The organism is Pseudomonas sp. FW305-7, from assembly GCF_058786735.1.
Map to the genome: position 1 here is coordinate 17196 of NZ_JBYSZA010000011.1, position 12263 is coordinate 29458.

Sequence of the window (12263 nt, forward strand, 5' to 3'; positions counted from 1 at the left end):
ACGGCTTTTCCATCGGGAGGCGTAAAGGGTCGAACAGGGATGAGTGAATGACCACAGACAAATGTGGGAGCGGGCTTGCCCGCGAAAGTGCTGGGTCAGTCGACATCTCTGCTGACTGACACGACGCCTTCGCGAGCAAGCCCGCTCCCACAGGGTTGGCTGGTGGTGGATGCAGGTTCGTGTGCAGCCACCACCGATGGTTTTTAGCCTTTCTCGTCGATCCCGGCTTGCAGAGGCTGGCCATTCAGATGGCCGCTCAGGGTGACCGGGCCGACTTTCAGGTTGCCGTCTTCAAAGGAAACCTTGGGTGCGTTTTCCTCCTTCTTCTGCGGTAGATCAAGCCCGGCTTTTACACCGTAATCGAGGTTGCTCAGATCAGTGCTGCCGACCTTCGAACCACCGAGATCAACCTTGCCTTCAGACGAGGAAATCCGCGCGCCGGTCAGTTGCGTGGCGCCGCCGACGTTGAGGTTCACGCCCTGGCTGGCACTGATGCCGGAGGCTTGCTTGACGCTGTCCTTGTGCGCGTATTCGCCCTGCGCTTTCAGAGTTGGCTTGTAATCGGTGCCGGCGAGTTTTTCCTTGTCGCTCGGTGGATTTTTCTTCGCGGTCAGGCCCAGGTCGACGTCGACCTTGGCATGGGTCTGCGAGTCCTGACGACTTTCGACAGTCATGTCACCGGCAACCTTGCCGCCGACATTCTGCGCCTCGATCCGCGCACCCGACAGCTGTGCATCACCCGCGCTGTTCAGCACCACCGTGTCAGCCTTGATCTGGCTGTTCTGCTGTGTGGTGCCCTGCAGGTAATCCACCCCCACCTTGGCTCCGGCATTGAAACCGTGGTCGCTGCTGGCCTTTTCATCGGCCGCGGTCGGAGTTTTGCTGCTCAGGTTGCCACCGGCATTCAGCGCCACATTCCAGTTGTTGCGGTTGTCGGTGGACTGCGCCGACTCCTGCACGTAGCCGCCCTTCTGCGCATCAACGTTTACGCTTGGCGCTGCGACTTGAGTGCCTTGCAGATGAACCGCATCACCACTCAGGGCGATACCGTTCTGGCTGCTGAGTTGGCCACCGGTGAGGGTTTGCGCGTGCTCGTTGACCCGACCGATGTTGAAGTTGCCACTCAGATTGCCGCCCTGATCACGGTTCTTCTCGCTGCTGGTTTTGCTGCCGCCGCCCTTCAAGCCGCCGCCGAGATTGCTGCCGGTGGCGTCGTGAGTATTGGTGGCGGCTTGCAGATCGAGTTTGCCGTCGGCGTGCAAATCGATGGCGCCAGCGCTGTCGATCTTCGTGCCTTGTTGAATCTGATTGCCGCCGCTGCTCAGTTGCACGCCGTTACCGCTGATGCTCGCGACATGCGCCTGAGTGTCAGTGGTTTGCTTGCCCGTGTGATCGAGCTGGAAGCCAGCGCCGAGGTCGACGTTGGTGCCGTCGGTGCCCGGCAAGGTGCCGATTGTGAGCGAGGCATTGCCGCGCAGGCTGGACTCGTTGCTGTGCTGGCGGTCGGTGGCCTGATTCAGCGCCAGATCGCCGCCGGTCTTGATGTTGACACCGCCCTGCCCGCCGTCGAATCGGCTGCCTTCGAACTGTGCGTCACCGGCAGTTTTAATGTTCACGCCCTGGCTGCCGGCATAACCGCCAACCACCGCGCTGGAGCTGTCCTTGGTCGATTGGCTGCTGCCGCCCGCGCCGCTGCCGGCGACGTTCACGTCTTCACCGGTTTTGGTGTAGACGCGCACATCGACCTTGGCATCGACTGCATTGTCGCTGCTGCTGTGGGTGTTACTCGCAGCATCGGCGACCAGTTTGTCGGCGCTGATGTTCACTTTGCCGGCGCTGGCGTTGTACTGGGTGCCTTCGTCGCGCAAGGTGCCGGTGACGTTGACATCGACGCTGCCGCCGTCGAAACGGCTGACCACCGCGTTGCTGCTTTGCTCGGTTTTATCAGCGCTGCCATGGCCGATCGCAACGTCAATACCGACGTTCGGTTGACCCAGATTGCTCAGCGCATCCTTGTCCGGCACCTTGCCGTTCAACACCTCTTTGACGACACCGGCAATCGGTCGGGCGATGTCTTTGTACTCGACGTTGGCACCGATGTCCGCCGACCAGTTGCTCTCGGTGTGAGTGCTGCTTTCAGTGTTGCTCGCCGCGCGGTTGTCGACTTCGTTGGCCGCGATGTTCAGACCGTTGCCAGCCTTGACCTGCGCGCCTTCGGTGACGAGTTTGTCGGCATTGATGGTCAGGCCACCGGCACTCTGCACACTGCTGGTTTGCGCAGTGGTTTTGCTCGTGGTGTCCTGCGAAGTGCCGTGGGCGAAATCGACGCCGCTGCCGGCGCGGTCGAGGCCGCCGGTGTAGTAGAAACCGCCGCCGTTGCTGGTCTTGTCGGTGGAGGATTTGTGGCTGTCTTCTTCCGCCAGCAACGAGACATTCTTGCCACTCAGGCTGGTATCGCCAGCGGTGGATTTCACCTCGCCGCCCTTGATGGTCAGATCGCCGCCGGCCTTCACCTGTACGGTGCCGCCGCTGAGGCTTGAGCCTTGCTGAGTGACATCGTTTTTAGTGACGGTCTGCTGCTTGTCTTCGTAATGAATCCCGGCGCGATATTGCTCCGGCGTCTGCTCTTTGGCGTAAGCATCGAAGCCGCGTGTCTGCGTGCTGTCAGTACTGTCGTGGCTGTTCTGCGCCGAATGCACGTTGACATCACCCGCCGCGTCCGCCGTCAGCGCGCCGCCCGCCTTGACCGTCGAGCCGGCCACCTCGATGTCCTTGGCGCTCTTGAGCTTGAGGTTGCTGTCGGACACCAGTTCGCTGCGCACCGTGGTGCTGTCCTTGGCGTTCTGGCGTGACTCGTCCTTGGTGATGCCGAAGAACTTGCTGTCCTTGTCATGGTTGTTGCTGTGCGAGGTGTCCTGCACGCCGTCGATGACCAGCGAACCCTTGTCACTGATGACACTCGCTTCGGTGCCGCCCCGGACCTGGCTGCCACTGATGCGCACATCGTCAGCCTTGACGAGCAATTTGCCGGCGGCGTTGATCTTGCTGCCCTGATGCTGGGTCTGGCCCTTGTCGGCATCGCCGGTCTTGCCGAAGAAACCACCGCCGACCAGATCACCGGAATAGCGGTTGTCGCTGCTGCGATTGGTGCGCGTGGCGGTGGTGATTTCCACCTGTTTGCCGGCCAGTTGCAGGTCGCCCGAGCTGTTCAGCTCGGCGCCTTCGGAGCGCAACAAAGCGGCGGTTTGCAGGGCGATGTTGCCGGCCTTCAACTGGCTGCTGATGCTGCGCTGCTCTTCGCTGCTGGTGTTCCAGTCGGCTTTCCACAGGTGCTTGCGGTGATTGCCCTGATCAGTCTGGGTGTGGCTTTCGGTGGCGGCAGTCAGGCGCAGATCGCCGCCGCTTTTCACCTCAAGATTCTTCGCTGCTTCAACCTTGGCGGCCTTGAGTTCGGCGTCCTTGCCGGCGGACAGTGTCGCGTCGCGGCTAGCGATAATCTGGCTGCCGTGCTGACGCGATTCGCTGTCGGTCTGGGTGCGGTCGTAAGTTTCCCAAGTGATGCCGATGGTGCTGTTGTTCCAGTTCTCGCGCTTTTCCTGGAGCTTGCGGCTCTCGACCGTGCTCAAGGTCAGGTTGCGTTTGGCATCGACGGAGACGTCGCGGCCACTGACATCGGTGGCCGCCAGGGTCAGGTCCTTGCCGCTGTGCAAACCGACATCGCCCTGGCTGCTGCGGATGCCTGCACGGGTCACCTCGAGGCTGTTGGCCACGGCCTCACCACTGACATTGAGGTCACCGGCGGAACGAATCTGCACGCCATCACGCCCGGCCACTTGCACTGCGCCAACCCGCACGCCTGCCCCTTCAGCGGTGCTGACGATGTTGATGCGTCCGGCCTGCATCGCGCCGAACAGGCTGGCGTCGATGCGCTGATCGCCAGTGTTGCCCGCCGGGTCCACGGTTTTCACTTGGCCGCTGGCGTAATCAACCTGATTGCGACCGACCGTGAGGTTCAGTTGATCGCGGGCAGTAAGCGCGCCCTGGCTGTCGATACGCGGGGCGATCAGGTTGATCGAGCCCTCGGCGTTACGCAGGCCGCCGCTCTGGATCTGCAACTGACCACTGGCGTCACGGGTGTTCAAACCTTGCAGTTTGCCGTCGTTCAATTCCGGGCGCCCGACCACCAGATTGGCGTTCGGCGTGTTGATGAAACTGCCGCCATTGACCGAAATGCCGTTAGGGTTGGCCAGCACGTAATCGGCAGGACGACCGAAGATTTCCTGTGCGCCGTTGATCGCCGACGGGTTGCGGCTGATCACTTCGTTGAGGATCACGCTCGCGGCTTGCCCTTGCAGTTGCGGGTTGGCCGCCAGTTGCCCGGCAAGTTGCGATTGCCCGGCCTGCAAGGCGTTGTTCAGCACCAGCCCCTGACGGTCGACGTTGTAGTCGAGGAACTGGTTATGCGACAGGCCCGAGCCGTTGGGCGCGACGATGTTGACGATGGGCACACCGCCCTGGGTCTGCAATTGCGCGGTGCCGCCGGGGCCCGGCGCGACCACGACACCGCCGGCCATCGCGTTCGGCAGGTGCACGGCGAAGAACAGGCTGGCAATTGCCCAGCGCAATTTGCCCCGAGGCGAAAGATGAAATGCAAAGGTGTGTGCTGGCATAAAAACGTCTCCATGTGAGTACGGCATCACGTCGCGCGATTTAGTCTTGGCCGTGGCTGTCACGCTCAGATCCAACGGCTGTTTGTTCACTGCATTCTTGGTTTATGTAGCGCTCATATTTGCAAACCGACGCGCATCAGCCAGGTTTCAGGCTCATGTTGCAGACCGTTCGGCGTGTTGAGTGCACGCTGGTAATCGACATCGACACTGAAGTTTTTCCAGCCCAGATTCAGCCCGACACTGGCACTGCTCAGGCGTTGGCCCTGAGCGCCGTGATCGGCCTTGATATAGCCGTGGTCGAGGCCGATACGCGGCGTCATCTGCACAGGCCACTCGCTGCGCAACGGCAGACGCAATGTGTTGCGCCAGATCGCGCCGCTGGCACCGGACGCACTGCTGACGCGGTAGCCGCGTACTGCCGAATCGTCGGTGCCGAGCAGTTGTTCGATGGCCGGCAACGGGTCCGGGCTGTACTGCAAATTCAGTTGGCTCTGCCACTGCCAGGTCTGCGCGCCGAACTGACCATTGCGCCACTGACTGAGGCTGGCGCGGTACTTGTGGAACTGCGCCTTGGGCAGGTTGTTGATCTGCTGCCGCGAGTCGTCATCGGCGCCGAACCAGCGCAGGCCCTGGGCGTAGTTGACGTCGAGGTTCCATACCGCACGGTCGAGCCAGAACAGGTTGAGTCCGGCTTCGGCCACGGTCAGGGTCGGGCTCTGAATGCCCAGCCGCACGTTTTCCAGATAGCTGTCGACGTCCTTGTGCGCCAATTGCAGGTTGGCACTGAGCTGCCGGCTCTGGTCGCGCCACAACACACGGTCGGCGCGCAGGCTGACCTGGTCGGTGATGCCGGTGCTGTGAAAAGTCGTGCTTGGCAGTTTGAACGGCGCGCGGTATTCGGCGTGGCTGGCGAATACGCTGTAGGTCCAGTAGCCGTAGGGAATCGCGTAATACAGGCTGGCGTTGCGACTGTAACGATCACCCTGATTCAAGGTGTCACTGGCGCTGAGGCTCAACAGATCGTTGAGTTCCAGCGGGCTGTCGAGGCTCAGGCTGAGCGTATCGCGGTCGCGCCCGGTGCTGGCGCTGCCGAGGTTGTCGAACCCCGCATTCAAGGCCCAGCGCGACTGCCCGGAGGTGCGTGAACGCAGAATGATCCGCGAGGCGCCGGGCTGACTGCCGGGGGCGATGTCGGCGGTCAGATCGACAGAACGCAGGCGGTTCAACTGGTCGAGGCCTTGCTCCAGATCACGCAGGTTCAGCGGCCCGCCAAGCATCCCCGGAAACGCACCGCCCAGCGACACCGGCAGACTCTGATCGGCCAGTTCGATGGACTCGATGTAGCCCTCGTCGACCATGATGTCGAGCGACTGCCCTGCCGCCGGAGCGCTTGCCAGATACGGGCGGCTGGCGATGTAGCCCTTCTCCACGTAGATCGCGGTGATGGTGGCGAGCAGATGATTGATCTGGCCGACGCCCATGCACGGTGCCAGCAGCGGTTTGATGCGTGCGTTGAGTTTGTCGCTGTCGATCAGCGTCACGCCGCCGATACGCGTGCCGCTCAACGGCCAGCAGCGTTCATCGGGGGTGACGGTTTGCGGCATCGTCGGCGTGGCGGGTGCCGGACCGAACGAGCCGCGTTCCAGTTGGCGCTTTCTTTGTTCCAGTTGCAGTTGTTGCAGATCGCGCTGTTGCTGTTGCTGCTGGCGCAACACTTCCTGGCCCGGCGCGACAGGTTCGGCAGCTTCAAGCGAGGAGGCACACACACTCAACACAAAGGCCGACAACAGCGGGCAACGCGTGGAACGACGACGAGAAGCAGCGCAAAGCGAATACGGCACGCAATATCCTTGCGATCATCAAATGGCGTAATGCCACCCTATCAATGATCGTGATAGTCGGAGCCCTTATTCACAAATGCAAGACGCTTCCTACCGTGCTTACACTTCTTAAACAATTGATTAAACAGGGGCTAGGCGCGTCTCAGGGTTTCCCCTATGAATTGAATTTGCGCTAGGTAAAAGGCGCAGCGAGCCATCTGACGATCGGTGCCAAAAATAAATTGCCACCAAATATTACCTACGTCATATTACATCCGTAATAACGACCCGTTCCCGCAGGTATTACGCCATGACCAACATGCCCACCCTCGAACCTGACCTCGCTGTCCCGGTCAAGACTAAACCGCCGCTGCTTAAACGCTTGTTGATTCCCGGCATCGGTTTGATCGCGCTGGTGTTTGCCACGGTGTATGCCGTGCACTGGTGGGGCGCCGGGCGTTTTCTCGAGGAAACCGACGATGCCTACATCGGTGGCGACGTCACAGTGATCGGGCCGAAAGTCGCCGGTTACATCGAAGAGGTGCTGGTCAGCGACAACCAACACGTCAAGGCTGGCGATGTTTTGATCCGCCTCGACGCCCGCGACTATCGCGCCAACCTCGCCAAAGCCGAGGGCGCGGTGGCTGCCGAAGAGGCGCTGCTGGCCAACCTCGACGCCACCGAGCAACTTCAGCAAGCGGTGATCGGTCAGGCCCGCGCCGGCATCGATGCGGCAGGTGCCGAAACCGCGCGCTCGCGGGACGACAACGCTCGCTACAAACGTCTGGTGACCACCAATGCCGTCTCGGTAGAAAGCGCCCAACGCGCCGACGCCACCTTCAAAACCGCTCAAGCCTTGAGCGCCCGCGCCCAGGCTGAATTGCTCGCCGCACAACGCCAACTCGCAGTGATCGATACGCAAAAACAACAGGCCCGCGCCGCCCTCCAGCAAGCGCGCGCCGAACGCGATCTGGCGCAGTTGAACCTCGGCTACACCGAACTGCGCGCGCCGGTTGACGGCGTGATCGGCAACCGCCGCGCACGTGTCGGCGCCTACGCGCAGGCCGGCTCGCAACAACTGTCGGTGGTGCCGGCCAGCGGTTTGTGGGTCGATGCCAACTTCAAGGAAGACCAATTGGCGCGGATGAAACCCGGCCAGCGCGTGAGCATCCGCGCCGACGTACTGGCCGGCCAGGAATTCCATGGCCGCCTCGACAGCCTCGCCCCGGCCACCGGCTCGCAGTTCAGCGTACTGCCGCCAGAAAACGCCACCGGCAACTTCACCAAAATCGTCCAGCGCGTACCCGTGCGCATCCTCCTCGACCCGGCCGATGGCGTGCTCGGCCACTTGCGTCCGGGCCTGTCGGTGACCGCCGAAGTCGACACCCGCGCCCAGCCTGAAACCAGCGCCGTGGCCGTCGCGCCATGAGCGCCACCCTCGCCGCTCCCGCGCAGCCGTTCAACGCGGCGGACATGACCACCGCGACCAAGGTGTTCGCCTTCGCGACGATGTGCATCGGCATGTTCATTGCGCTGCTGGATATCCAGATCGTCTCGGCGTCGTTGCGTGATATCGGCGGCGGCCTCTCCGCCGGCACCGACGAAACCGCGTGGGTGCAGACCAGTTACCTGATCGCCGAAATCATCGTGATTCCGCTGTCAGGCTGGTTGTCACGGGTGTTCTCCACGCGCTGGTTGTTCTGCGCTTCAGCGGTGGGTTTCACCCTCGCCAGCCTGCTCTGCGGCGTGGCCTGGAACATCCAGAGCATGATCGCCTTCCGCGCACTGCAAGGTTTTCTCGGCGGTTCGATGATTCCGCTGGTGTTCACCACGGCATTCTTTTTCTTCACCGGCAAACAACGGGTGATTGCTGCGGCGACCATCGGCGCGGTGGCGTCGTTGGCACCGACACTGGGCCCGGTGATCGGCGGCTGGATCACCGATATTTCCTCGTGGCACTGGCTGTTCTACATCAACCTGGTGCCAGGGATTTTCGTCGCCGTGGCGGTGCCGATGCTGGTGAAAATCGATCAGCCGGAACTGTCGCTGCTCAAGGGCGCGGATTACCTGAGCATGGTGTTTCTCGCACTGTTTCTCGGCTGCCTCGAATACACCCTCGAGGAAGGCCCGCGCTGGAACTGGTTCAGTGACCAGACCATCCTGACCACCGCGTGGATCAGCGGCCTGGCGGGATTGGCTTTTATCGGCCGCACCTTGCACGTGGCCAATCCGATCGTCGATCTGCGCGCATTGAAGGACCGCAATTTCGCCCTCGGCTGCTTCTTTTCGTTCGTCACCGGGATTGGCCTGTTCGCGACGATTTATCTGACGCCGCTGTTTCTCGGGCGGGTGCGCGGCTACAGCGCGCTGGACATTGGTCTCGCGGTTTTCTCCACCGGGGTGTTCCAGATCATGGCGATTCCGCTGTATGCCTTTCTGGCCAATCGCATGGATTTGCGCTGGATCATGATGATCGGCCTGGGTCTGTTCGCGGTGTCGATGTGGGAGTTCAGCCCGATCACCCACGATTGGGGCGCGGGGCAATTGATGCTGCCGCAAGCCTTGCGCGGGATTGCCCAGCAATTGGCGGTGCCGCCGGCCGTGACGTTGACGTTGGGTGGGTTGGCGCCAGCCCGTCTGAAGCATGCGTCGGGCTTGTTCAACCTGATGCGCAACCTCGGTGGTGCGATCGGGATTGCGGCGTGCGCAACCATTCTCAATGATCGCACCAACCTGCATTTCACTCGGTTGGCCGAACACCTGAACAGCAGCAATGAGGCGCTGAATCAGTGGCTGACGCAGGTCGGCGGTAACCTCGCGGCGCTGGGCCAGAGCGGTGATATTGGCGTCACCGCCAGCCTGCGCCAGTTATGGCTGCTGACCTACCGCGAGGCGCAAACGCAAACCTACGGCGACACCTTTCTGATGATTATGGTGTGCTTCGTCATCGCCACGGCGATGGTGCCCTTGATGCGCAAGGTACAACCACCGGCCGCGCCGAGTGCCGACGCACATTAACTTGAATCGCGAAGCTGCTTGACCCTGTGGGAGCGGGCTTGCTCCCACAGTTTTGTTTTGCGGTTTGGCGTCAGATCTGTGGGGTTTTGCGGAAGCCTACCGCCAGACGGTTCCAGCTGTTGATGGTGCTGATCGCGACGGTCAGGTCGACCATTTCTTTCGGCGTGAACTGCGCGGCGACGACGTCGTAGTCTTCATCCGGGGCGTGGGTCAGGCTCAGTTGGGTCAGCGATTCGGTCCAGAGCAGCGCGGCGCGTTCACGCTCGCTGAAGAACGGCGCTTCACGCCAGGCAGTCACCGCGAACAGACGACGTGGGGTTTCACCGCCCTTGATCGCGTCAGCCGTGTGCATGTCGATGCAGAAGGCGCAGCCATTGATTTGCGAGGCACGCAGTTTGACCAGTTCGATCAGAGTCTTTTCCAGCGGCAGCTTGGAGACGGCGGTTTCCAGGGCAATCATCGCTTTCATGGCGTCCGGGGAAGCGGTGTAGAAATCGGTGCGAGCTTTCATGGCGGGTTTCCGGGGCAAGTGAATGTGTGACTACGTTAGTCCCGGCGAGTGGTTCGGCAAATAGCCAATATTCCAGAAGATCAGGAGGCCACTCGATTGACCGCTCGTCACCCTGTCGGCACCAAGTCTTCTGTGCGTCAGACCAATATCAGGTAAATCCCCTTTTTGGAGACGCACCATGATCACGCGCAAACTTACTTCGTTATTGCTCGCCGGCCTGCTGGCCACGGCCTCCGCCGCTACCTTCGCGGCCAACGACGGCGCTGATGCCACCGGCACCAAATCCGGCGCCACCAGCGGCTCGACCATGCCACCGGACAACACCCCGGGCGCGCCTTCTGGCGGTAACAGTGGAAGCGGCGGCACCGGCACCAATGGCGGCGCCAGCGGCTCGGGCTCGGGTGCCGGTGGTGGCACCGGTTCGGCGGGTGGCGGCACGGGCGGTGCAGGCGGTGGCACGGGCGGCTGAACGAACAAGAGCCATCCGTGGTGAAAATCTCCCACAGGTTTCTGAGTTACCAATCCGGACTCAATGAAACCCCCTGTGGGAGCTGGCTTGCCAGCGATGGCGTCGGCTCAGCCAGCCTTTTCTCATTGTGACCCACCGCTATCGCTGGCAAGCCAGCTCCCACAGTATTTGTGCTGGTTTGTCATTCAGCGGTCAGAGCGCATCAATTCCCCGATGCCGCCATCCAGCGACAGCACCGCCGCCCGATTGCGCCCGGCATTTTTCGCCTGATACAACGCCGCATCCGCCCGCTGGATAAACACCTCCGGGTTGTCATTGCCATTGGGGATAAACGCATAGCAGCCCAGGCTTACGGTGAGATAACCGGTGGGTGAACCACTGTGGGTGATGCGCTTGTCGATCACACTGCGGCGAATCTGCCCGGCAATCGCCAGCGCGCCGTTGATGTCGGTATCGGGCAACAACACCGCAAACTCCTCGCCGCCATAGCGCACCGCCAGATCCGACTTGCGTTGACAGCAATTCCTCAGCACTTGCGCAACCTGGGTCAGGCACTGATCGCCGGCCACATGCCCATAGGCGTCGTTATAACGCTTGAAAAAATCGATATCGAGCATGATCAGGCTGACCGGGCTGACCTGCCGTGCGCCCCGGGCAAACTCGATCTCCAGCGAGCGTTCGAACAGGCGCCGATTGGCCAGCCCGGTGAGGCTGTCGTGGGTCGCGATCTGTTCCAGCGCCCGTTGTGCCTTGCGCAGGTTCTTCTCGATCCTTTCGCCATCGCGCACCTGATGGATGAACACCCAGCCGAACAGCCCGACGCCAAGAATCACCAGCGCCACCAGCACGCAGGACTGGAACGCACGCTCGTACCAACCCTTGAGAATCGTGTCCCGCGAAGTCGCGGCAGACACCACCAGCGGGTACGACGCCAGTTGCCGATAGCCATACAAACGAGTGATGCCATCGACCACCGAATTGATCATCGCCGTACCGGCCGCAGCGTTGGGCAACAGCTTTTTATAGATCTCGCCCTGGGTCAGTGACGTGCCAATCAATGACTCATCAAACGGCCGCCGCGCGAGCAATGTACCGTCAGTCAAACCAAGGAACATGATGCCGTTGTCGTCAAGGCTGAAGCTTTCGAAGAACTGGTCGAAGTACGCCATCTTGATCCCGGCCATCAGCACGCCCTGGAAATTGCCGGCGCGGTCATTGACGCGTTTGGAGATCGGGATGATCCATTCACCGTTCTCGCGGCTGCGAATTGCCGGGCCGATGTGCGCCACCGTCGTGGCATTCTGCTGGTGAAACTTGAAGTACTCGCGATCAGCCACGCCATTGCCACGGGGCAGATCGGCAAATGAGGTAATCACCCACTGACCCTGACGGTCGAACAGAAACATGCCGTGCAACTGATTCAATTGCTGCACGCGACGGGCAAGGGTCTTCTGCAGACGCGGCCGCTGCGCCGCGCCGTAACCGTCGTCCTGAATCCAGTCAACCAGGCTGGTCATCACCAGATCTGCCGCCAGGAACGTGTCCTCGGCCTGCTGCGCCATCGCCCGGGTCAGGTTGCTCGAAGCCATTTGCGCCACCGCCAGATCCTGGCGCCGCGACTGCTCCAGTTGCAGATACAGCAAACCGAACAGGCACAGACACACCGCAACGATAAACAGCGCCGCCGCTTTGCGTAGCGGCAGACGTTTAAGCGTGCCGGGAGCCTGATGTGGATCGTGAATGGGGATAGGCAAAACCGTGTCCTGGGCAGGTAC

7 protein-coding genes are annotated in these 12263 nt (G+C 61.6%); 3 read left to right on the forward strand and 4 right to left on the reverse strand.

Features of this window, described 5'->3' with window-relative positions:
• Window positions 1–203: 203 nt before the first annotated feature.
• Window positions 204–4670 (reverse strand): hemagglutinin repeat-containing protein, encoded by a 4467-nt coding sequence (locus tag AC3WMT_RS15015; RefSeq protein WP_103306313.1) that lies wholly within the window; start codon window positions 4668–4670, stop codon window positions 204–206.
• 113 nt (window positions 4671–4783) lie between these two features.
• Window positions 4784–6511, reverse strand: a complete 1728-nt coding sequence (locus tag AC3WMT_RS15020) for a ShlB/FhaC/HecB family hemolysin secretion/activation protein (RefSeq protein WP_103306314.1) — start codon at window positions 6509–6511, stop codon at window positions 4784–4786.
• Window positions 6512–6800: 289 nt separating this feature from the next.
• Here AC3WMT_RS15020 and AC3WMT_RS15025 point away from each other — a divergent pair, with 289 nt between their 5' ends.
• On the forward strand, window positions 6801–7919 hold the full coding sequence (locus AC3WMT_RS15025) for an HlyD family secretion protein (RefSeq protein ID WP_103306315.1): 1119 nt from the start codon (window positions 6801–6803) through the stop codon (window positions 7917–7919).
• Window positions 7916–9508, forward strand: a complete 1593-nt coding sequence (locus tag AC3WMT_RS15030; RefSeq protein WP_103306316.1) for a DHA2 family efflux MFS transporter permease subunit — start codon at window positions 7916–7918, stop codon at window positions 9506–9508. Before AC3WMT_RS15025 ends, AC3WMT_RS15030 begins: the two co-directional genes overlap by 4 nt.
• Window positions 9509–9578: 70 nt before the next feature.
• Here AC3WMT_RS15030 and AC3WMT_RS15035 read toward each other — a convergent pair whose 3' ends face one another.
• Window positions 9579–10019: a carboxymuconolactone decarboxylase family protein gene (locus AC3WMT_RS15035; protein ID WP_103306317.1), complete on the reverse strand. Its 441-nt coding sequence runs from the start codon at window positions 10017–10019 to the stop codon at window positions 9579–9581.
• 178 nt (window positions 10020–10197) lie between these two features.
• Here AC3WMT_RS15035 and AC3WMT_RS15040 point away from each other — a divergent pair, with 178 nt between their 5' ends.
• A complete protein-coding gene (locus AC3WMT_RS15040; protein ID WP_103306318.1) occupies window positions 10198–10488 on the forward strand; it encodes a hypothetical protein in 291 nt (96 codons plus the stop codon).
• A 185-nt stretch (window positions 10489–10673) separates the two neighbouring features.
• Here AC3WMT_RS15040 and AC3WMT_RS15045 read toward each other — a convergent pair whose 3' ends face one another.
• Complete coding sequence (locus AC3WMT_RS15045; RefSeq protein WP_103306319.1) at window positions 10674–12242, reverse strand: diguanylate cyclase; 1569 nt, start codon at window positions 12240–12242, stop codon at window positions 10674–10676.
• Window positions 12243–12263 lie beyond the last annotated feature (21 nt).

What these genes read in the sequence shown, in the direction of transcription:
- AC3WMT_RS15040 (WP_103306318.1), top strand. Translation starts at nt 10,198, where the DNA reads ATGATCACGCGCAAACTTACTTCGTTATTGCTCGCCGGCCTGCTGGCC.
- AC3WMT_RS15030 (WP_103306316.1), top strand. Translation starts at nt 7,916, where the DNA reads ATGAGCGCCACCCTCGCCGCTCCCGCGCAGCCGTTCAACGCGGCGGAC.
- AC3WMT_RS15015 (WP_103306313.1), bottom strand. Translation starts at nt 4,670, where the DNA reads ATGCCAGCACACACCTTTGCATTTCATCTTTCGCCTCGGGGCAAATTG.
- AC3WMT_RS15035 (WP_103306317.1), bottom strand. Translation starts at nt 10,019, where the DNA reads ATGAAAGCTCGCACCGATTTCTACACCGCTTCCCCGGACGCCATGAAA.
- AC3WMT_RS15025 (WP_103306315.1), top strand. Translation starts at nt 6,801, where the DNA reads ATGACCAACATGCCCACCCTCGAACCTGACCTCGCTGTCCCGGTCAAG.